This is a genomic window from Aquabacterium olei (genome assembly GCF_003100395.1).
GTDB lineage: Bacteria > Pseudomonadota > Gammaproteobacteria > Burkholderiales > Burkholderiaceae_C > Aquabacterium > Aquabacterium olei.
In genome coordinates this window covers 873783-895704 of the sequence record NZ_CP029210.1, presented here as the reverse complement: position 1 = coordinate 895704, position 21922 = coordinate 873783, and the positions used below count along the sequence as shown (strand labels likewise).

Here is a 21922-nt window from a genome sequence, read left to right as displayed (position 1 = left end):
AGGCCTGATCGCGATGGCGGTCAGAGCCGCGCGGTTTTTTTGGATGCCGCCTGGACAGATGACAAAGGTGACGCGATGACCTTCTCCGAGATGATGAACATCGGGCTCATGCAGGGCTTTGCCGGCCTGAGCCTGTTTTCCGTGCTGCTGCTCATGGGCCTGGGCCTGGCCGTGATCTTCGGCCAGATGGGCGTCATCAACATGGCGCATGGCGAGTTCATGACCATCGGCGCGTACACCATCTACCTGGGCTCGACGCTGACCGAGAAGTTCGCGCCCGGCCTGATGCAGATGTACTTCCCCGTGGCCATCGTGGCCGCCTTTCTGATCGCGTTCGCAGCCGGGTGGCTCACCGAGTGGGCCTTGATCCGCCACCTCTACAAACGCCCGCTGGACACGCTGCTGGCCACCTGGGGCCTGAGCCTCGGGCTGCAGCAGGTGTTCCGGTCCACCTTCGGCCCCAAGGAAGTGAGTCCCACCCTGCCCGACTGGCTGATGGGCTCGTGGGCGCCTTCCGAAGGCCTGGACATCCCGATCAACGGCCTGTTCGTGATGGGCCTGACGGCCGTGGTCACCGGCCTGCTGCTGATCGCGCTGTACAAGGCCCGCTGGGGTCTGCGCGTGCGCGCCACGGTCAGCAACCGCGTGATGGCCAACGCCATCGGCATCAACACGAAGAAGACGGACCGCCTGACGTTCGCCATCGGCTGCGGCATCGCGGGCGTGGCCGGTGCGGCGTTCACCACCATCGGCTCCACCGGCCCGACCAGCGGCTCGCTCTACATCGTCGACAGCTTCCTGGTCGTGACCTTCGGGGGCGCCGGCAGCCTGCTGGGCACCGTGGCCTCGGCCTTCGGCATCGCTCAGACGCAGTCGATCTCGGAGTTCTTCATGACGGGCTCGAACGCCAAGGTGCTCACGCTGATGCTGGTGATCGGCATCCTCATGATCCGCCCGCAAGGCCTGTTCGCATCAAAGGTCCGTCGTTGAGCCAAACACGGAGCACACCATGAACACCCTCATCGCCTGGTTTCAACGCCGTCAGCTGGGCAGCCTCGTGCTGCTGGCCCTGGTCCTGTTCGTCGTCTTCCCACTCGGGCTGGACACCTTCCGTCTCAACCTGGTGGGCAAGTACATCACCTATGCCTTCGTGGCCATCGGCCTGGTGATGCTGTGGGGGCATGCCGGCGTCCTCAGCCTCGGCCAGGGCGTCTTCTTCGGGTTGGGCGGCTACATGATGGCCATGTTCCTGAAGCTCGAGGCTTCCGACCCGATCAGCACGAAGATCCAGTCCACGCCGGGCATCCCCGACTTCATGGACTGGAACCAGATCACCGCCCTGCCCTGGTGGTGGACGCCTTTCAAGAGCCTGCCCTTCGCGCTCGCGGCCGTGGTCATCGTGCCCATGCTGCTGGCCTTCCTCATCAGCTTCGCGATGTTCAAGCGGCGCGTGGGCGGCGTGTACTTTGCCATCATCACGCAGGCCGTGGCGCTGGTGCTCACCGTGCTCATCATCGGGCAGCAGGGCTACACCGGCGGCGTCAATGGCATCACCGACCTGAAGACGCTGCTCGGGTGGGACATCCGCACGGATGGCGCCAGGCTGATCCTGTACTACGTGAGCGCCACGCTGCTGATCGGCTGTGTGCTGCTGTGCCGCTGGATCCAGTCGAGCAAGCTGGGCACGCTGCTGCTGGCCATGCGCGACAAGGAAGACCGCGTGCGCTTCTCGGGCTACGACGTGGCCATGTTCAAGGTGTTTGCCTTCTGCCTGGCCGCCGGCATCTCGGCCATCGGCGGCGCGCTGTTCACGCTGCAGGTGGGCTTCATGTCGCCGTCCTTCGTCGGCATCGTGCCGTCGATCGAGATGGTGATCTTTGCGGCGGTGGGCGGGCGCATGAGCCTGGTGGGCGCCATCTACGGCGCGCTCATCGTCAACTTCGGCAAGACCTACTTTTCAGAGAGTGCGCCCGATCTGTGGCTCTTCCTGATGGCCGCCCTGTTCATTGGCGTGACCATGGCCTTTCCCGATGGGCTGGCCGGCCTGTGGGAACAGAAGATCAAGCCCTGGTGGGCCCGCCGTCAGGCCGATCGCAAGCTGCAGGCCGAGCGCATCAAGGCCGCCCAGGCCGCTTACCCCGAGGTCCTGCCACCGAGTCAACCGGGGGCCAGCCTGCCTCACGGCATGAGCAGCCAGCAAGCCTGACCGCCTCCCCCCCACCTCACTGGAGTCCCCCATGCCTGCCAAGGAATTCGTGCTGTACATCGAAGACCTCACGGTCTCCTTCGATGGATTCAAGGCCATCGACAGCCTCAACCTCTATGTCGACAAGGACGAGCTGCGCGTGATCATCGGACCGAACGGCGCGGGCAAGACGACGCTGCTCGACCTGATCTGTGGCAAGACCAAGGCCAGCCACGGCAGCATCAAGTTCATGGACACCGAGCTCACGAAGAAGTCCGAGCACGCCATCGTGCGCTCAGGCGTGGGCCGCAAGTTCCAGACACCGTCCATCTACGAGAACCTGAGCGTCTTCCAGAACCTGGAGGTCTCCTACCCCGAGGGCCGCTCGGTGTTCGGCGCGCTGGGCTTCAAGTGCACCGACGAGGTCAAGGCCAAGGTGCAGGTGGTGGCCGAGGAGATCGGCCTGGCGGACAAGCTGGAGATGGAAGCCGGCCTGCTGAGCCACGGCCAGAAGCAGTGGCTGGAGATCGGCATGTTGCTGATGCAGGAGCCCGAGCTGCTGATGCTCGATGAGCCGATTGCCGGCATGAGCGCCAGGGAGCGCGAACTCACTGCCGAACTGCTCAAGCGCATCTGCAAGGGACGCTCGATGATCGTGATCGAGCACGACATGGACTTCGTCAAGCAGATTGCCTCGAAGGTGACCGTGATGCACCAGGGAAAGATCCTCGCCGAAGGGACGATGGATCAGGTTCAGAGCGACCCCAAGGTCATCGACGTCTATCTCGGCCATTGAAGGAGTACAGCGATGCTGCAAGTGAAGGACCTGTTCGTGAGCTATGGTCAGAGCGAGGCGCTGCACGGCATCTCGTTCGAAGCGAACCAGAACGAGACCGTGGCCATCATGGGCCGCAACGGCATGGGCAAGACCACGCTGTTCAAGAGCCTGATGGGCGTGCTGCCCACCCGGGCCGGCGAGATCAACGTGGCAGGCCAGAGCGTGGTGAAGGACGAGAGCTTCCAGCGCGTGAGGAAAGGCATTGCCTACGTGCCGCAGGGCCGCATGATCTTCCCGACGCTGACGGTGGAGGAGAACATCCAGACCGGGCTGGAGAACAGCAAGAGCAAGCGCATCCCCGACGACATCTACGCGCTGTTCCCGGTGCTGTTCGACATGAAGCACCGCAAGGGCGGCAACCTCTCGGGAGGCCAGCAGCAGCAACTCGCCATTGCACGCGCGCTGGTCACCAACCCCAAGGTGCTGCTGCTCGATGAGCCCACCGAAGGCATCCAGCCTTCGATCATCAAGGACATCGCCAAGGCCCTCAACGAGATCCGCAAGCTGCGCGAGATCACCATCGTCGTGAGTGAGCAGGTGCTGAGCTTTGCGATGGACGTGGCCGACCGCCTCTTCGTCATCGAAGGCGGCCGCCTGGTGCACGAGACGACCCGCGCGGACACCGATGCCGAGCGCATCAAGGCCTACCTGTCCGTCTGACCCGCCCTTCTCCTTCCCTTCACACAACGAGGTGTGCCATGCCTGAAACCCTGATCAAGGTCGACCTGAAAGACTCCCCGTACAACAACCCCCTGGTGCACAACCGCTGGCACCCGGACATCCCGATGGCCTGCTGGGTCAACCCCGGCGACGACTTCGTGCTCGAGACCTACGACTGGACGGGCGGCTACATCCAGAACAACGACAGCGCCGACGATGTGCGCGACGTCGACCTGACCACGGTGCACTTCCTGTCGGGCCCGGTGGGCGTCAAGGGCGCCGAGCCCGGTGACCTGCTGGTGGTGGACCTGCTCGACATCGGCGCCAAGGCCGATAGCCTGTGGGGCTTCAACGGCTTCTTCAGCAAGAACAACGGCGGCGGCTTCCTGACCGAGCACTTCCCGCACGCCCAGAAGTCGATCTGGGACTTCAACGGCATGTTCACCAAGAGTCGCCACATCCCCGGCGTCGAGTTCGCCGGCCTCATCCACCCCGGCCTGATCGGCTGCCTGCCGGATCAGAAGATGCTCGACATGTGGAACGAGCGCGAGGTCGACTTCATCGCCACGCAGCCCGATCGCGTGCCGCCGCTGGCCAACCCGCCCTTTGCGAAGACGGCCCATTCGGGCAAGGCCACCGGCGAGGTCAAGGACAAGATTGCCGCCGAAGGCGCGCGCACCGTGCCTCCGCGCGAACACGGCGGCAACTGTGACATCAAGGACCTGTCGCGCGGCTCCAAGATCTTCTTCCCCGTGTACGTGGAAGGCGCGGGCCTCTCCGTGGGCGACCTGCATTTCAGCCAGGGCGATGGCGAGATCACCTTCTGCGGCGCCATCGAGATGGCCGGCTGGGTGCACATGCGCGTGCAGCTCATCAAGGGCGGCATGGCCAAGTACGGCATCAAGAACCCCATCTTCAAGCCCAGCCCCATCACGCCCAACTACAAGGACTACCTGATCTTCGAAGGCATCTCGGTCGACGAGCAGGGCAAGCAGCACTATCTGGACGTGCATGTGGCCTACCGCCAGGCGTGCCTGAACGCCATCGAGTACCTGAAGAAGTTCGGCTACACCGGGGCGCAGGCCTACTCCATTCTGGGCACGGCACCGGTGCAGGGCCACATCAGCGGCGTGGTCGACATCCCCAACGCGTGCGCCACGCTGTGGCTGCCCACCGAGATCTTCGAGTTCGACATCAACCCGACCGCGGCCGGGCCGGTGAAGATGCTGGACGGCAGCATCGACATGCCGATTTCGTACGACCCGAAGTAAGCCCGCCTGCCGACCCGCCAGGAGCCCCTGCATGCCCACCTACGACTACGCCTGCCCGGACTGCGGGGGCTTCGATGCATTCCGCAGCCTGTCTCAACGCAACGAACCGGCCGCGTGCCCCGACTGCGGCACGCTCTCACCCCGCGTGTTCGCCAGCGCCCCGCGACTGGCCTGCCTCAGCGGCGACACCCGCGCCGCGCTGGACCGCAACGAACACGCCCGCCACGCGCCCATGAGCTCCAAGGGCTATGCCGAAGGCGCCTACGGGCGGCTCAGGCACCCGGCCGGCTGCGGCTGCTGCTCGCCGGGCACGCGCAAGACCTCGACCGTGACCGCTCCCAACGGCAGCAAGATGTTCCCCACCAAGCGGCCGTGGATGATCAGCCACTGAAAGGCTCAGGACATGAGCGCGTGGGTCACGGCGTGGATGAGCAGGCCGATGAGCCCGCCCACCAGGGTGCCATTGAGCCGCACGTACTGCAGGTCCGGCCCGATGTGCAGCTCGAGCTCACGCGAGAGTTCGTCGGCCGGCCAGCGCGCCACCCGCTCGGTGATGTGGCGGCGGATGTCTTCCCGCCACCGCGCCACCAGCCCGGGCGCGGCCTGCAGCCATTGGCCATTGAGCCAGTCCTGCATGGCGGAGTCGGCCGCCAGCCGTTCACCCAGCGCCTGTACGGCATCGGCAAGCTTCGTGCGGATCACGCCGTCGTCGGCATGCAGGTCGCGCCGCAAGGCCTCCACCGCCTGCTGCCACAGCTGCTGCACGTAATCGGCCAGCGCGGGGTGGGCCAGCACGTCGGCGCGCAGGGTCTCGGCCTTCAGCCGCATTGCGGGGTCGTGTTGCAGGTCGTCCACCAGCCGCGCCACAAAGCCGTCAAAGCGCGCGCGCAAGGGGTGGGCGGGGTCTTCGCCCATCTCGGCAATCAGCCGCCCCAGGCCGGCCACCAGCTTGCGCGTGCCCATGCGCCCGGCCACCAGGTCCAGACCCACCATGCGCAACACCTGCACCTCGGCCGCAATGCGCTCGGCGATCTCGGCCTGCAGCGCCTCGTCCTCCAGCCGCGCGGCCACGCGCTGCAGCACCTCGTCGAGCAGCGCCTGGTGCCGGCGCCCTTCCGTCAGCACGGCCAACAGGCGGCCGGCCCACGTGGCGATGTCGATGCCGGCCATGCGGCGCAACACCGCCTCGCGCACGAAGGCCGCCACCCGCGGGTCTTCCAGCGCGGTCAGCACGTGCCGGCCCGCGCCCGTCACCAGCTCGGATGCCTGGCGGGCATGGGCCGGGTCGGCCATCCACTGCGCCAGGCGCCGGGCCGGATCGAACGCCCGCAGCCGCTCGACGACCTGGGCCGTGCCCAGGAAGTGATCACAGATGAAGGCAGCCAGGTTCTCGCCGATGCGCGCCTGGTTGCGCGGCACGATGGCCGTGTGCGGAATGGGCAGGCCCAGCGGATGGCGGAACAGGGCCACCACCGCGAACCAGTCGGCCATGGCGCCGATCATGGCCGCCTCGGCAAAGGCCGCCACCGCAGCCCACACCCCGGCCCAGGCGGGCGCGCGCTGCTGCATCACCATGGCCAGCCCGTACAGGGCCGCGGCCACCACCAGCAGCCCGGTCGCCAGGGCCTTCATGCGGGTGAGCCGCTGCGCCTTCGTCATGGCCGCGCCTGCTCAGTGCCCGCGCGGCCAGGGCCGGGCCGCGATCTGCCGGTCCTGCCAGCGCGCAAAACCTGTGAGGGCCACCAGCGAGCCGATCAGCGCCATGCCCATGTCCGACTGCGTGTCCCAGGGATCACCCTGCGTGCCCAGAAACGCGTCCGCGTCCTGGCCAATGGCCACCGCCACGCCCCATTCGATCAGCTCGTACGTGGCGCTGATGGCCAGCACCACGCACACCACGAGAAAGGCCAGCATGCGCGGGCCTTGCGCATGGCGGCCACGCAGCAGGATCTCGCGGGCCACGAGCGCCGGCACGAAGCCCTGGAAGAAGTGGCCGATCTTGTCGTACGGGTTGCGCTGCAGGTCGAACCACTCGGCCATCCAGAAGCCCAGCGGCACACGCGCATAGGTGTAGGTCCCGCCCAGGATGAGCACCAGCGCGTGCACGAAGATCGCCACGTACAGCAGCGTCGTGAGCGGCGCGCGCCGGCCCGTGGCCCACAGCAGTGGCAGCGCGATGAACACGGGCGCCACCTCGAGCGCCCAGGTGGGCCGGTCGAAGGCATACACGCCGGACAGCATCAGCAAGGCCACGAGCACGGCCGAGCCAGACAGGAACAGGATGGAGCGCGACATGGCCCCATGCTAACCGGGGCCCTGCGGGCGGCGCGCAGGATTTGGCAGGAAGCCGTTCTTTCACGCGATGAAAGCGGACAAAGCCCCCACAAGCGCGCGCCCCTCGCGAACAATCGCGACTGAGGTCGTCACGGGTGTGCCGTGGCCCGGCCTCCGAAGTCAACCGAGGACCCGGCCTGCGCCATGAAAGATTCAGTGAACGTGTCGGACATGCCCGACGTGGAGGAGCTCCGCGGCATGGCCCGCTCGGCTTTCGAGACCCTGCGAAGCAACCCGCCCACCCTGGTGCTGTCGAAGTCGACCAGCACCCTGCTCTTCGTGCAGAACGAGCTGCGTCAACTCGGACACGAGCGCATCTACCAGGAAGAGAGCCGTCGGCATGAACTGCTCAAGCGGGGCTTCACGCCACCGGACGACCTGAGTGCCCCGGCCATCCTCACCTGCCCCAGCCTCACGGATGCCGAATGCGACGAGTTGCGTCGCTCGCCCGGCTCGTTCTACGACATGGTGCGTGCCATCTACCGGGCGGGCTGGAATGCCCACGCCCGCGCCACCGACCAGGCCTGATCGCTTCGTCGTCAGGGCACCAGGGTCAGGAACAGAAAGGCCCCGAAGATCACCAGGTGCACGGCGCCCTGCATGACGGTGGTGCGTCCCTGCGCCAGGGTCAGGATGGCGGTGCCGAAGGTCAGCAGCAGCAGGATCAGGTCCTTGCCGACGATGCCCAACTGCAGCGGCAGGCCCAGCCAGACGGACACCACGGCCACCGCCGGGATCGTGAGCCCGATGCTGGCCAGCGCCGAGCCGATGGCCAGGTTCATGCTGGTCTGCAGGCGGTTGGCATGGGCGGCGCGCACCGCGGCCACGGTCTCCGGCATCAGCACCAGCAGCGCGATCACCACCCCGATCACCGCCTTGGGCAGCCCGGCATCGCTGACTGCGCGCTCGATGCTGGGCGACAGCAGCTTGGCCAGACCCACCACGGCCACCAGCGCCACCAGCAGCAGGCCCACGCTGGCCCACGCGTGCCAGGTGCGGGGCGGCTCCGCGTGCACATGCTCGTTGTTGGCATCGGCCTCGGGCAGGAAGTAGTCGCGGTGGCGCACCGTCTGCACGAAGATGAACACCAGCCACAGGATGAGCGATGCCACGCCGGCAAACACGAGCTGGGCGTTGCTGTAGGTGCCTTCGCCCGTGGTGGTGGTGAAGGTGGGCAGCACCAGCGACAGCGTGGCGAGCGCCATCAAGGCACTGAGCCCGGCATTGGCTCCGGCCACCCGGAAGGTCTGCACGCGATGGCGTGCCGCGCCGATCAGCACACACAGCCCCAGCACCCCGGTGCAGATGATCATGATGGCCGCATACACCGTGTCGCGCGGCACGGCCGCCGCCTTGGCGCCCCCCGCCAGCATGATGGAGACGATCAGCGCCACCTCGATCACCGTGACGGCCAGCGCCAGCACCAGCGTGCCCAGCGGCTCACCCACCTTGTGCGCCACCACCTCGGCGTGGTGCACGGCAGCCAGCACCGACAGCATCAACGCCACACCGAACACCGTCAGCACGCCGACCGAGGTGCCCAGGCTCTGCGACAGACCCAGCAGCAAGGCGGAGACAAGGGGCACGAGCACGGACCAGATCGGCATGGGGCAACAGATTCCAGGTTGAAAAAAGGGCGGGGCGCAGGCCCATTGTAGGAAGCCTGCGCCCCGCCCCGTCTGTTGCGGGTCTTACAGCCGCGTCACATGAGGCTGCGACCGTTGATCCGGAAGCTGGAAACCACCTGCGCCAGGCGGTCGGCCTGCACCTTCAGGCTTTCGGCCGCCGCCGCACTTTCTTCCACCAGCGCCGCATTGCGTTGCGTGGTGTCGTCGATCTGGTTGATGGTGTTGCCGATCTGGGTCACGCCCAGGCTCTGCTCGCTGCTCGACTGGCTGATCTCCGTGACGATGTCGGTCACGCGCTGGATCGCCCGCACGATGTCGGACATCGTGTCGCCCGCCTGGTCCACCAGAGCCGTGCCACGTCCCACCTGCTCCACGCTGTCGGTGATCAGGGTCTTGATCTCGCGCGCCGAGGTGGCGCTGCGCTGGGCCAGGCTGCGCACCTCCGAGGCCACCACCGAGAAACCGCGCCCCTGCTCGCCCGCGCGGGCCGCCTCGACCGCCGCGTTCAGCGCCAGGATGTTGGTCTGGAAGGCGATGCCATCGATCACGCCGATGATGTCCGAGATCTTCTTGGAGCTGTCGTTGATGCCGCGCATGGTGTCCACCACCTGGCTGACCACCTCACCGCCCTTGCCTGCCACCGCGCTGGCCCCAGCGGCCAGTTCACTGGCCTGACGGGCGCTGTCGGCATTGCTGCTGACCATCGAGCCGAGCACGTCCATGGTCGCAGCCGTCTGCTGCAGCGCGTTCACCTGCTCTTCGGTGCGCTGGCTGAGGTCGTTGTTGCCCTGGGCAATCTGAGTGGAACTCGTCACGATCGTGTCCGACGACTCCCGCACCTGGTTCACGATGGCCGCCAGGCTCTTCTGCATGGCGCCCAGCGAGGCCAGCACGCTGCGCGATGCTGCCTTGTCGAGGCCGGGGACCGGGCTGAGATCGCCCTCGGCCACCTGGCGCGCAATCCGATTCAGGTCCGAGGGCTCGGCGCCCAGGTCCCCCATCAGCGCATGCGAGATCAGCACGCCGCCCCCGACGCTCAGCAGCACGGCGGCCACCACGGCCACCAGCAGCATCGCGCGGCGCGCGGCCATTTCTTCTTCCGCGCTGCTCGCCAGCCCGGCCGCACGGCGCTCCACGAGGTGTCCGTACTCCGTCATCACCCCACGCAGGCGGGCCAGCAAGGGCGCACATTCCGCATGCAGCTTCTGCCGCGCCTCCTCGTCCTGACCTGCCATGGCCAGGTCCACGATGGCCAAGGCCACCGGACCATAGGCGCGCTCGACTTCCTGCATGCGGTTGACGAGTGCCCGCGCTTCATCAGAGGCGTCCGTCGCCACGGCCATCATGTCGGCCAACTGCTTGAGCTGTCGCTGCACATCGGCATGCGCGGCGGTGATGACGGCCTTCTCTCGCGTGCGTTCGTCGGGGTTCGCGGTCAGCACCAGGTTGCGCGCACCGATGGCGCGGCGCTCCACCGAGGTCTGAACCTGAGCCGCCAGCATCGCCCGGGCATTGATCCCGTGCACAAAGGTCGTGAAGCGGTCGGTGGCCGTGGTCAGCGAATACAGCGCGATGCCGCCCAGCACCACGACGATGCCGGCGACGCCGCCAAAGGCCATGATGAGCTTGGCCTTGATGGACTCGGGAAGGAAAGGCATGCGGTCTCCTCAGGTCGGTGCGCTGCATCCGCGCACCCTTGTTCGTCCCGGTTTTTCGGCAAGGGTGGACGTGACTTGAGGAAATCGGCTCGCGTTAAATGCGATCGTCTTGGGGCTGTGACTTCTGCACGGATCAGCGCGCCAGGGTCGCGGCGTTCCGGCGGCGCCACTGTGCGGGCGCCAGCCCTGTCCACGCCCGGAAGGCCCGCGTGAAGGCGCTCTGCTCGGAGTAACCCAGCAGCAGCGCGATCTCGGCCAGATCCAGCTGGGCATCGCGGAGGTGACGCTCGGCCAGATGGCGCCGGGTCTGATCCAGCAGGCCCTGGAAGCTCGTGCCCTGTTCGGCCAGCCGGCGCTGCAGCGTGCGCGCGCTCATGTGATGGGCTTCGGCCAGGGCGGCCAGCGAGGTCTGTCCCTCGCGAATCAGCGGCACCAGCGTGCGCCGCCAGGCATCGACCACCGCGGGCACCGTGGCCACTTCGGCCAGCAGCTGCTCGGCCTGGTGATCGAGCAGGGTCAGCAGGGCCGGATCCGACTTGCGCAAGGGCAGCGCCAGCACTTCCGGATCGAACACCAGCCGCGTGACGGGCTCGTCAAAGCCCACCTGCCCGCCAAAGAAATCCTCATACGGCTGCACCCACATCGGTGCCGGGTTCACGAAGCCGACCTGACGCACCGGCCAGTAACGCCCGGTCAGGTCCCGCGCCAGCTGCACCAGCGAGGCAATCGCCGTCTCGTCGACCAGCGCGCCGGGGCGCCCCCGGGCCACGCCCCATTCGATGCACACCCCATCGGGCTGAACCGTCACCCGCGCGGGGTTCGCGTCGTACACCGACGCGTGGAAACGCTCCAGCCGCTGCAGCGCTTCGGCCAGGCTGCCGCACGCCAGCGCCGCGTAGCCCACCACGCCGAAATGCCGTGCCCCGATGCCTTCCGCGATGCGCAATGCCAGCGCCGGCCGACGCTCGACGTCGTCGACGCGCGCCAGCATGGCCTGCCAGCGCCCCATCGGCACGAAATGCGCGGCGTCGTCCAACGGCTCGCCGAGCACCGCGACAGGGTCCATCCCCTGCCGCTCCACATATTCATACAACAGCCGCACGTAGCTGGAAGCGACCCGGTTTTCCGTCATGACAGCCTGCACCACAACAATCCGACGATCTTGCCCGTGACCCGCCCGCCTGCCCATGCGGATTTCACACAGCCGGTGGCGCCGCACATTGGCGTGAAGCGTCAAGAAATTGACCCGCTTCGTCAAGCAGGCGGAGCGCCAGATCGCCAACATGGAGGCCCTCACCCGCCCTGCCCTCCCCCCCCATGAACGACGTGATTGCCTTCCTGCGCGACGGACTGGCCCGCACCGAAGCGAGTGACTGGCTGCTCGTGGCGCTCTCGCCCGTGTTCCTCGCGATCGTGGCACTCGAAGCCTGGCGCTGGCGTGGTAAGGGCCGCTACGACTGGCGCGACAGCTTCGACAGCCTGAACCTGGGTGGCGTCTACACCCTGGTCGACGTCGTGCTGGTGATCGCCTTCGTGCTGCCCGCCATGGAATGGGTCGCGGCCCGCCAGCTCACCCACATCGCGATCACGCCGCTCAGCTTCGTGGCCCTCTACCTGGGCGTCGAGTTCTGCTATTACTGGTTCCACCGTGCCAGCCACCGTATCCGCTGGTTCTGGTGTGCCCACGTGGTGCACCACGGCTCGGAGCACATGAACTTCACCACCGCCATGCGGCAGAGCTGGCTCTACCCGGTGGCCGGCAACTGGCTGTTCTACCTGCCGATGGTGTGGATCGGCTTCGAGCCCCGCTGGGTGCTGTTCGCGCTGTCGTGCAACCTGGCCTACCAGTTCTTCGTCCACACCCAGTGGGTGGGCAAGCTGCATCCGCTCGTCGAGTTCCTCTTCAACACGCCCTCGCACCACCGCGCCCACCACGGTCGCAACCCGCGCTACATCGACCGCAACTACGGCGGCACGCTCATCGTGTTCGACCGCCTGTTCGGCACCTTCGTGGAGGAAACGGAATCGCCCGATTACGGCCTGGTGCGCCCCGTTCACAGCCACAACCCGGTGTGGCTGACCGTGCACGAATGGGTGGCCATGGGCCGTGACATGCTGCGCCCGGGGCCGCTGGCGTGGCGCCTCAAGCACCTGTGGGCCCCACCGGAGTGGGAGCGACCGCAGCCAAGCTGGGATAATCGCCCCCATGCACCCGAACGCCCTCATTGACCTCACGACGCAACTCGTCCGTGAGGTGCTCAAGCTCGACGCCCCGGCCGACAGCATCGTTTCCTACTTTTTCCGCAAGCACAAGGCGCTGGGCGCCCGTGAACGACACGCCCTGGCCGAGACCGCCTACGCCGTGCTGCGCCAGCGTCTGCTGTGGGCCCACCTGGCCCAGTCCGGCCACGGCCCGATGGAGCGCCGCCTGGTGCTGCTGGCCTGGCAGGGTCAGTCCTACATCATCAAGAACGGCGCCACGGCCGACGAACAGGCCTGGCTGGCCCGCACCGCCACCATCGACCGCAGCACGCTGCCCGACAAGCTGCGCCACAACATGCCCGACTGGCTGTCGAACAAGCTGCGCGAACAGCTGGACGACGCCAGCTTCTGGGCGCTGGTCGAGCGCCTGTCTGGCGGCGCCCCGCTGGACCTGCGTGTCAACGCCATCAAGGCCAAGCGCGAGGACGTGCTCGCCCTGCTGGCCGAGGCCGGCATCGAGGCCCTGCCCACACCGTATTCGCCCATGGGCATCCGCATCGACGGCAAGCCCAACCTGCAGAAGCTGCCGCTCTACACCGAGGGCCATGTCGAGGTGCAGGACGAGGGCAGCCAGCTGCTGGCCCTGCTGACGGGTGCCAAGCGGGGCGAGATGGTGGTGGACTTCTGCGCCGGCGCCGGCGGCAAGACCCTGGCCCTGGGTGGCATGATGCGCAACACGGGCCGGCTCTACGCCTTCGACGTGTCGGGCCACCGGCTGGAGAACCTCAAGCCGCGCCTGGCGCGCAGCGGGCTGTCGAACGTGTACTCGGCGCAGATCGCGCACGAGAACGACGACCGCATCAAGCGCCTGCGCGGCAAGATCGACCGCGTGCTGGTCGACGCGCCATGTTCGGGCCTGGGCACACTGCGCCGCAACCCCGATCTGAAATGGCGCCAGAGCCCCAAGGCCATCGAGGAACTGCAGGCCAAGCAGACGGCCATCCTGGCCAGCGCCGCGCGCCTGCTGAAACCGGGCGGCCGCCTGGTCTATGCCACCTGCAGCCTCATCCCGGCCGAAAACGAGGTGATCGCCGACGCCTTCACCGCGGCCCATCCCGACTTCATTCCCCTGGATGCCAAGGAAAAGCTGGAACAGGCGGGCGTGCCCGACGCCAGCACCCTGGTGACCCCGGCAGGCCACCTGCGCCTGTGGCCACACGTGCATGCCACCGACGGCTTCTACGCCGCGGCCTGGGAAAAGAAGGCCTGACCCCAGCGGGGGTCGGTGCCCCACGAAAAAGGCCCGGGTCGACCGGGCCTTTTCTTTTCACGCGGCGGTGATCAGGGCATCAGAACAGGCTTTCGCGCACGTAGACGACGTCGCCCGGCTGCAGCCGGTCGTTCATGCCGGGCTGCACGATCTTGACCTCGCCCGACTCGTCGCGGCGGTGCACGCGGATGCCGCGCTCGGTGCCGCGCATGTTCAGGCCACCGGCCGAGGCCAGCGCCTGCAGCAGCGTGGTGTCACGCAGCAGGATCTGCACGCCGGGGCGCTGCACTTCGCCGTAGATGTAGATCTGCGGAGCACGATCGACCCAGATGGCGTCGCCGTTTTCGAGGGGAATGTCATCCACGGTGCCCATCGAGGCGAACACCTTGGGGAAGTCGATCTCCTTCCGGAAGGGCTTGCCATTGCGCAGGCCGGAGATCACGACGATCTCGGACGCCGAGCCCGCCACCGTGCCACCGGCCGCCGCCAGCACTTCGCTGAGCTTGGAGGTACCGGCTTCCAGCGGATAGCGGCCCGGCTTGTTCACCAGACCGAGCACCGACACCTGGTTGGCCTTCACGGCCATCAGCAGGATGGTGACCTGCGGCTGCTTGAGGTAGTTGCCCTCGCGCAGGCCGTCGGCAATCTTCTTCTCGGCAGCGACGACCGACAGGCCGCCCACCTTGACAGAGCCCAGCAGCGGGTACGAGATGGTGCCGCCTTCGTTGATGCGGGTTTCGAGGGTCAGGTCGGGGTTCTGGTACACCGTCACCCGGACCAGGTCGCCCACACCCAGCACATAGTCGGCCTGGGGGGCCGCCTGGGCTGCCAGGCCGCTGCCCAGCAGCGTGGCCGCCACCAGCCAGCGCGCAATCTCACGCATCCACTTCATACGATCTGTCCTCTATTGATGTTTCAACACCCCGGCAGGGGCGGGTCGCAGGCAATGTACACCGGTCGGTGGCGACCACCTTCCGGCAACGATACAACGTCAGCATGATGGACTCGGTGCGGGGTGGGTGGTTCCCCTGGCCCCCGCGTGCGCGGGTGAGCACAGGCCCCCGAACCGAGGGGGTGTTCAGGCCGCCACCAGCGCACAAGTACGCTGCAGGTAAGGCGACACGTCCTCGGAGGCCATGGGCCGGGCCACCAGAAAGCCCTGCACGTCGTCGCAGCCGAGCGCCTTCAGCATGGCCAGCTGCTCCACCGATTCGATGCCCTCGGCCGTGGTTTCCAGCCGCAGGGCCCGCGCGAGGCTGATGATGGCGGTGACCACCGCCTGCGCGTCGGGGTCGCTGCCCAGCGCCCGCACGAACAGGCCGTCGATCTTGAGCTTGTCGATCGGCAGCCGCCGCAAATAGGCCAGCGACGAGTAGCCCGTGCCGAAGTCGTCCATCGCGATGCGCACGCCGCGGGTTCGCAGTGCACTCAGCGTGTCGTGCGCGCCTTCGTGGTCGTCGATCAGCGCCGATTCGGTGATCTCGAGCTCCAGCCTTTCCGGGGCCAGCCCGCTCTCGGCCAGCGCCTGGTCCACCAGGTCGATGACAGACAGGCTGCGGAACTGCACCGCCGACAGGTTCACGGCCACGCGCAGGTGCGCCGGCCAGCGGGCGGCCTGGCGGCAGGCCTCGCGCAGCACCCAGGTACCCAGCGGCACGATCTGGCCGGTCTCCTCGGCCACCGGGATGAACTCGCCCGGGCCCACCAGGCCGCGCTCGGAATGCTGCCAGCGCACCAGCGCCTCGAAGCCCAGCACCTCGCCGTCGTGCAGGCGCATCTGCGGCTGGAAATGCAGCGTGAACTGCTCGGCCTGCAAGGCCTGTCCCAGCTCGTGCTGCAGGCGCGCGCGGGCCAGGGCCTGGGCGGCCATCTCGGGCGCGAAGTGGCGCCACGTGGCCCGGCCGGCCGCCTTGGCCGCATACAGCGCCAGGTCAGCGCACTGCAGCAGCGCGCGGGGGTCGCTGCCATCACGGGGCGCCTCGGCGATGCCGATGCTGGCGTGCACCACCACCTGGGCGTCTTCGAGCTGCAGCGGCTCGCGGATCAGCGCCAGCATCCGGGCCGCCAGCGCATCGGCCGCCACCGCATCGGCGTGGGCCCAGGTCAGCAACGCGAACTCGTCGCCCCCCAGCCGGGCCAGCAGGTCGCCATCGGTCACGCACGTGCGCAGCCGCGCACCCAGGCGCCGCAGCAGCTGGTCGCCCACGGTGTGGCCCAGCGTGTCGTTGATCTGCTTGAAGTTGTCGAGGTCGATGAAGAGCAGCGAACAGGGCCGGGCGGCCTCCTCGGGCGAGCGGCTGAGCCGGTCGAGCTCGGTGCTGAAACGGTGGCGGTTGGCCAGCCCGGTCAGCGCATCGTAGTTGGCGAGGCGAGCCAGTTCATCGCGGGCCTGGCGTGTCTGCGTGATGTCGGAGCCGACGCCACGCCAGCCCGCCGCACGGCCGCGCTCATCGAACAGGGGCTTGGCCGTCAGTGACCACCAGCGCACCGCGTGCCCCACCTCCACCGGCAGCTCGATGTCGCGGAAGGGCTGGCCCAGGCGCAGGCAGCTGGTGAGGTGGCGCAGGCTGTGCGCGCCCTCCGGCTCGTCGGGCGGCAGCATCTCGGCCAGCAACCCGGTCAGGCTGCGGTCGAGCAACTGGCGCACGGGCAGGGCAAACGACTGGGCCAGCCGGGTCGACACATGACGCAGGCGGCCCTCGGCGTTGATCTCCCACAGCCAGTCGGAGGCGTGCTCCTCGAAGTCGCGCAGCAACAGGTCGATCAGCTGCTTCTGCCGCTCGGTTTCCGCCTGGGCGCGCAGGCGGCTGATGAACATGCGGCCGTTGGTGAAGATGATGCCCACCATCACCACCGCGTACACGGACAGCATCACCATCAGGGCACCGTTGTCGGCATAGGGCGAGCGCATCAACGCCAGCAGACACCCGCAGAACAGCACACCCACATAGGCCAGCGCGGCCGGCGCCAGCGGGCTCAGCATGAAGGCCCCGCCGCAGATCATGCCCACGCTGACCGTCGACAGCAGGAGCGAGCCGATTTCGTCCGCATCAGGGAACAGCACCACAGGCAGCGTCGCCCACAGCGCCGCAAACAGGCCCATGTGGGCCACCACCACCCGGATGGCGCGCGGGCTGGCCACGCGTTTGCGGCCATCGCTGACCAGGCGGTGGCGCCACAGCAATCCGATCACCCCGAGCGACAGCACCACCGCCAGGCACCACGCGGCCAGCCAGAGCGGCTCGCCCATGCGATCCCAGAAGACCCACGCCAACGTGACGGTGTTAACCGCGTTGCCGATGACGCTCAAGGGCAGCAAGGCCATCAGGGCCTGGATCTGGCGCGCCCGGAAGTGCGCTGCGTGCGGCCCGTCGAGGTCGACGCTGGGGCGCACCTCGTCGAGCCAGGCTTTCAAGGATCGCCTGAACCGGCTCAAACCATGCGGGGTGGGTTCGTACTGCTCTGCCATGCACAGGATGATGACGTCAAATGTGTCGTGCCGACCTAGGGGCAAACCGCGGAGGCGCCCGCGAACACGGGGCTTTCAAGGTGAAACCCGACACCTGAATGGGTGACGGATTGGCGTACCATCCCAGCCCTTCCCCTGGAATGGACCTCATCCATGACTTCCAAGAACCTGTCTGATGCCGAACAGGCGCTGCGCGACGCGGCGCTGGAATACCACCGCCTGCCTTCGCGCGGCAAGATTGCCGTCACGCCGACCAAGCCGCTGTCCAACCAGCGCGACCTGTCTCTGGCGTATTCGCCGGGCGTGGCCTACCCCTGTCTGGCCATCGAACAGGATCCGACCCTGGCGGCCGATTTCACGTCACGCGGCAACCTGGTTGCGGTGGTGACCAACGGCACGGCCGTGCTGGGCCTGGGCGACATCGGCCCGCTGGCATCGAAGCCGGTGATGGAAGGCAAGGGCTGTCTGTTCAAGAAGTTCGCCGGCATCGACGTGTTCGACATCGAACTGGCCGAGCGCGATCCGGACAAGCTGGTCGAGATCATTGCCGCGCTGGAGCCCACGCTCGGCGGCATCAACCTGGAAGACATCAAGGCGCCCGAGTGCTTCTACATCGAGAAGCAGTTGTCGGCCCGCATGAACATCCCCGTGTTCCATGACGATCAACATGGCACGGCCATCATCTCGAGCGCCGCGTTGCTGAACGGCCTGGAGCTGGTCGGCAAGGACATCGGCGCGGTCAAGGTGGCGGTGTCAGGCGCCGGTGCGGCGGCCATTGCCTGCCTCGACGTGATGGTGGGCCTGGGTGTGAAGCGCGAACACATCTTCGTGTGCGACTCCAAGGGCGTGATCCAGAGCGACCGCGCCGATGCGGCCAAGCTGGATGAATCGAAGCGCCGCTACTGCCAGACCACCCCCGCCCGCACGCTGGCAGACGTGGTGGATGGTGCCGACGTGTTCCTGGGTTGCTCGGCACCGGGCGTGCTGACGGGCGACATGGTCAAGACCATGGCCGACAAGCCCATCATCCTGGCGCTGGCCAACCCCGAGCCCGAGATCCGCCCCGAGCTGGCCAAGGCCGCGCGCCCGGACTGCATCATCGCCACCGGCCGCTCCGATTACCCGAACCAGGTCAACAACGTCCTGTGCTTCCCCTACATCTTTCGCGGCGCGCTCGATTGCGGCGCCACGAAGATCACCGAAGCCATGAAGCTGGCGTGCGTGCGCCAGATCGCCGACCTGGCCAAGGCCGAGATCTCGGACGAAGTGGCCGCCGCCTACCCGGGCCGCGAACTGCGCTTCGGCCCCGACTACCTGATCCCGACGCCGTTCGACTCGCGCCTGATCCTGCGCATCGCGCCGGCCGTGGCCGAAGCCGCCGCCGCCTCGGGGGTGGCCACGCGCCCCATCGCCGACCTGAAGGCCTACCGCGATTCGCTGTCGCAGTTCGTCACCAACACGGGCCTGTTCATGCGCCCGCTGTTCCTGGGCGCCAAGGCGGCGGCCGCGCGCAAGCGCATCGCCTACGCCGAGGGCGAGGACGACCGCGTGCTGCGCGCCGCCCAGATCGCAGTAGACGAGGGCCTGGCCTTCCCGGTGCTGGTGGGCCGTCCGGACATCATCACCAGCCGCATCGAGCGCGCCGGCCTGCGCCTGCAGCCGGGCGAGAACTGCGAGATCGTGAACCCGGCCAAGGACGACCGCTTCAAGCAGTATGTCGAGGCCTACCGCCGCCTGCGTTCGCGCGACGGCTTCACGCCCGAGCTGGCCAAGGTGGCGGTGCGTCGATCCAACTCGCTGATCGCCACCATGCTGGTGAAGATGGGCGACGCCGACGGCATGATCTGCGGCGTCATCGGTCGCTACGACTACCACCTCGACCATGTGCGGGAAGTGATCGGCGTGAAGCCGGGCGCCCACGGCCTGGCCGCGCTGAACGCGCTGATCCTGGACCAGCACAACCTGTTCATCGCCGACACCTTCGTCAACGAAGACCCCACGGCCGAACAGCTGGCCGACATCGCCATGCTGGCGGTGGAAGAGGTGCAGCGCTTCGGCCTGCCGCCGCGCGTGGCCTTCCTGTCGCACTCGATGTTCGGCTCGAGCCGTCGCCCGTCGGCGCAGAAGATGCGTCAGGCGCGCGACATCTTCGTGGCCCGCATGCCCCACATCCCCGCCGACGGCGAAATGCAGGGCGACGCCGCACTCAGCGAATCGCTGCGCACCAAGCTGCTGCCGGAGACGACGCTGGACGGCACGGCCAACATCCTGATCTGCCCGAACCTGGATGCGGCCAACATTCTGTTCAACGTGCTGAAGATGACCGGTGGCAATGGCGTGACGGTGGGCCCGATCCTGCTGGGCGCCGCCGCCCCCGTGCACATCCTCAACCCGTCTGCCACGGTGCGCCGCATTGTCAACATGACGGCTGTGGCCGTGGCCCACGCCACCAAGTGAGCGGGCTGGCCGCGTGGCAGACTCGCGGCCAACCATGAGCACCGTCGTCCCGCCCTCCTCCGCCGCGCCACGCCTGTGGCACGGCTATGCCGCCGCCCTGGCCACCGTCGTGATCTGGGCGGGCTTCATCCTCGTGTCGCGCCTCGGCGGCAAGACCGGCCTGACGGGCTGGGACATCGTGGCGCTGCGGCTGGGGGTGGCGTCGCTGGTGATGTTGCCGCTGTCGCTGCGCCTGCCGGCAGGCACCTGGCGGGATCCGAAGCTGTGGGTGCTGGCCGTGATCGGCTGTCTGGGCTTTCTGATCTTCGTCTACCTGGGCTTCAAGCACGCGCCGGCCGCGCACGGGGGCATCCTCATCCCCGGCATGCAGCCCTTTCTGGTCACGGCGATTGCGTGGGTCCTGCTGGGCGCGCGCCCGTCACGACAACGGCTGTGGGCGCTGGTGCCCATCGCCCTGGGCGTGACCTGCATGGCTGTGCCGGTGGTGGCCGGGCTGGGCCAGGGGCCCTCGACACTCGGGGGCGACCTGCTGCTGCTCAGCGGCTCGCTGTGCTGGGCCACCTACAGCGTGCTGGTGCGCAAATGGGTGTACGACGCCTGGCTGCTCACGCGCTTCGTGACCATCGCCTCGGCGCTGCTGTTCCTGCCTGTGTATGCGCTGGCCCTGCCCAAGGGCCTGCACACCGTGCCCACTTCGATGCTGCTGTTGCAGGGGCTGTACCAGGGCCTCGGCCCGGCCATCCTGGCCATGGTGCTGTTTCTGCACGCGGTCAAGACGCTGGGCGCCGAGCGGACCGGCGCGCTGGTCGCCCTGGTGCCGGTGATGGCCGGGCTGGGCGCGGTGCCGCTGCTGGGCGAGCCGCTCACCGCCTCCCTGGTGACCGGCCTGACGCTCGTGTCGCTGGGCGCCTGGCTGTCGACACGGGTTCGCTGAACGGGGCACAAGCCCCTGGCCCGGCGCGGGGCCTTTCCGGGTGCCGCCAGGTGCACGGTGCGGGTGGGCTCCTAGAATCCGTTCGCTCCGGCTCTTTCAACGCCCGCCATGACCGCTCGCCCCGCCCTGACCTTGATGCTTGTTTCGGCCCTGCTGTGCGCCCATGGCGGCGCTGCGGCCGCCCGCCTGCTCGGCTTTGCACGCGATGCGGCCACCCAGCGCTACCTCTACACCGAGGTGCATGACCACCAGACCACCGCCGACGGCGCCCTGCTGCAGGGCCAGACGCTGTACTACGACGCGCAGGGCCGCGAGGTGGCCCGCCGCAGCCTCGACTTCCGGGGCAACCGGACGGTGCCGGTCTATCGGCTCGACGTGCCGGCCCAGGGCTACAGCGAGGGCATTTCGGCCGTGACACCGCAACTGGCGCTGTTCAAGTCCGACCAGGGCCGCACGGAGCGCAAGGCGCTGTCGCCCGAAGGCGAACTGATCGCCGCCGATGCCGGCTTCAACAACCTGATGCTGGCCCAGTTCAAGGGCATCCAGGCCGGCGAGACGGTGCGCTTCACGCTGGTCGTGGCCGGTCGCACCGACAGCTTCCGCTTCCGGGCCCGCAAGGTGGGCGAAGAGACCGTGAACGGCGAAGCCGCCGTGCGCGTGAAGGTGGAACCCGACTCGGTGTTGCGCATGCTGGTCGACCCGATCGAGCTGGTGTATGACGCGCGCGGTACCCGCCTGCTCCGCTACACCGGGGTCTCGAACCTGCTGGACCCGGCCACGCGGCAGGTGTACCGCAAGGTGGTGATCACGTATGGCGGCCCGGCGCCAGCCGAGGCGGCTTTCCCGGGCGCACCGGTGGCCACCCCCCGCTAGCCTCACGCACCGACAGCCATTCCGTCAGATCCGTCACGGTAACGGATGGTCCAGACCGGGATCAGGGGATTCCGGGTTTAACGCCGCTTGTCATGACCGATAAGCTGGACTGAAACCGAGCGGCGAACCCATCGCCGCCCCCT

19 protein-coding genes are annotated in these 21922 nt (G+C 67.8%); 12 read left to right on the top strand and 7 right to left on the bottom strand.

The window, feature by feature from the left end; translation table 11 throughout:
* The first annotated feature begins 75 nt into the window (after positions 1-75).
* The 6 genes from urtB to DEH84_RS04015 are packed head-to-tail and all read left to right on the top strand — an operon-like array spanning position 76 to position 5345.
* Positions 76-990 carry an urea ABC transporter permease subunit UrtB gene (gene urtB, locus DEH84_RS04040; protein ID WP_109034987.1) on the top strand — a complete coding sequence of 305 codons (915 nt, stop codon included), beginning with the start codon at positions 76-78 and terminating at the stop codon, positions 988-990.
* Positions 991-1009: 19 nt separating this feature from the next.
* Complete coding sequence (gene urtC, locus DEH84_RS04035; RefSeq protein ID WP_109034985.1) at positions 1010-2206, top strand: urea ABC transporter permease subunit UrtC; 1197 nt, start codon at positions 1010-1012, stop codon at positions 2204-2206.
* 31 nt (positions 2207-2237) lie between these two features.
* The gene (gene urtD / locus DEH84_RS04030) at positions 2238-2981 is read left to right on the top strand and encodes an urea ABC transporter ATP-binding protein UrtD (RefSeq protein ID WP_109034983.1); all 744 of its coding nucleotides are present in this window, start codon (positions 2238-2240) and stop codon (positions 2979-2981) included.
* Between the two features lie 12 nt (positions 2982-2993).
* Complete coding sequence (urtE, locus tag DEH84_RS04025; RefSeq protein WP_109034981.1) at positions 2994-3683, top strand: urea ABC transporter ATP-binding subunit UrtE; 690 nt, start codon at positions 2994-2996, stop codon at positions 3681-3683.
* 38 nt (positions 3684-3721) lie between these two features.
* A complete protein-coding gene (gene fmdA / locus DEH84_RS04020; RefSeq protein ID WP_109034979.1) occupies positions 3722-4954 on the top strand; it encodes a formamidase in 1233 nt (410 codons plus the stop codon).
* Positions 4955-4985: 31 nt separating this feature from the next.
* A complete protein-coding gene (locus DEH84_RS04015; protein ID WP_109034977.1) occupies positions 4986-5345 on the top strand; it encodes an FmdB family zinc ribbon protein in 360 nt (119 codons plus the stop codon).
* Positions 5346-5350: 5 nt separating this feature from the next.
* Here the strand turns inward: DEH84_RS04015 and DEH84_RS04010 are convergent, their stop codons facing one another.
* Positions 5351-6613 (bottom strand): DUF445 domain-containing protein, encoded by a 1263-nt coding sequence (locus tag DEH84_RS04010; protein WP_245932680.1) that lies wholly within the window; start codon positions 6611-6613, stop codon positions 5351-5353.
* A 12-nt stretch (positions 6614-6625) separates the two neighbouring features.
* On the bottom strand, positions 6626-7249 hold the full coding sequence (locus DEH84_RS04005) for a DUF2238 domain-containing protein (RefSeq protein WP_109034975.1): 624 nt from the start codon (positions 7247-7249) through the stop codon (positions 6626-6628).
* A gap of 183 nt (positions 7250-7432) precedes the next feature.
* Between DEH84_RS04005 and DEH84_RS04000 the strand changes: the two genes are divergently transcribed.
* Positions 7433-7816, top strand: a complete 384-nt coding sequence (locus DEH84_RS04000; RefSeq protein ID WP_159098850.1) for a hypothetical protein — start codon at positions 7433-7435, stop codon at positions 7814-7816.
* Between the two features lie 11 nt (positions 7817-7827).
* Here DEH84_RS04000 and DEH84_RS03995 read toward each other — a convergent pair whose 3' ends face one another.
* The 3 genes from DEH84_RS03995 to DEH84_RS03985 all read right to left on the bottom strand — a co-directional run bounded on the left by DEH84_RS03995 (position 7828) and on the right by DEH84_RS03985 (position 11706).
* A complete protein-coding gene (locus DEH84_RS03995; RefSeq protein WP_109034971.1) occupies positions 7828-8895 on the bottom strand; it encodes a calcium:cation antiporter in 1068 nt (355 codons plus the stop codon).
* 95 nt (positions 8896-8990) lie between these two features.
* Positions 8991-10574, bottom strand: coding sequence for a methyl-accepting chemotaxis protein (locus tag DEH84_RS03990; protein WP_109034969.1), 1584 nt, complete (start codon positions 10572-10574; stop codon positions 8991-8993).
* 133 nt (positions 10575-10707) lie between these two features.
* Complete coding sequence (locus DEH84_RS03985) at positions 10708-11706, bottom strand: AraC family transcriptional regulator (RefSeq protein WP_159098849.1); 999 nt, start codon at positions 11704-11706, stop codon at positions 10708-10710.
* A gap of 185 nt (positions 11707-11891) precedes the next feature.
* Here DEH84_RS03985 and DEH84_RS03980 point away from each other — a divergent pair, with 185 nt between their 5' ends.
* A complete protein-coding gene (locus DEH84_RS03980) occupies positions 11892-12803 on the top strand; it encodes a sterol desaturase family protein (RefSeq protein ID WP_109034965.1) in 912 nt (303 codons plus the stop codon).
* Positions 12781-14046, top strand: coding sequence for an RsmB/NOP family class I SAM-dependent RNA methyltransferase (locus tag DEH84_RS03975; RefSeq protein WP_109034964.1), 1266 nt, complete (start codon positions 12781-12783; stop codon positions 14044-14046). Before DEH84_RS03980 ends, DEH84_RS03975 begins: the two co-directional genes overlap by 23 nt.
* Before the next feature lie 79 nt (positions 14047-14125).
* Here DEH84_RS03975 and epsE read toward each other — a convergent pair whose 3' ends face one another.
* Both epsE and DEH84_RS03965 read right to left on the bottom strand, forming a co-directional pair.
* Positions 14126-14938 carry a polysaccharide export protein EpsE gene (gene epsE / locus DEH84_RS03970; RefSeq protein ID WP_245932679.1) on the bottom strand — a complete coding sequence of 271 codons (813 nt, stop codon included), beginning with the start codon at positions 14936-14938 and terminating at the stop codon, positions 14126-14128.
* Positions 14939-15124: 186 nt separating this feature from the next.
* A complete protein-coding gene (locus tag DEH84_RS03965) occupies positions 15125-17461 on the bottom strand; it encodes a putative bifunctional diguanylate cyclase/phosphodiesterase (RefSeq protein WP_109034962.1) in 2337 nt (778 codons plus the stop codon).
* 207 nt (positions 17462-17668) lie between these two features.
* On the opposite strand from DEH84_RS03965, the gene DEH84_RS03960 reads away from it, so the two are divergent.
* From DEH84_RS03960 to DEH84_RS03950, 3 genes are all read left to right on the top strand, one after another.
* Positions 17669-19972, top strand: coding sequence for an NADP-dependent malic enzyme (locus DEH84_RS03960; protein ID WP_109034960.1), 2304 nt, complete (start codon positions 17669-17671; stop codon positions 19970-19972).
* Positions 19973-20006: 34 nt separating this feature from the next.
* On the top strand, positions 20007-20906 hold the full coding sequence (locus DEH84_RS03955; protein WP_109034958.1) for a DMT family transporter: 900 nt from the start codon (positions 20007-20009) through the stop codon (positions 20904-20906).
* A 108-nt stretch (positions 20907-21014) separates the two neighbouring features.
* On the top strand, positions 21015-21779 hold the full coding sequence (locus tag DEH84_RS03950) for a hypothetical protein (protein ID WP_109034956.1): 765 nt from the start codon (positions 21015-21017) through the stop codon (positions 21777-21779).
* Positions 21780-21922 lie beyond the last annotated feature (143 nt).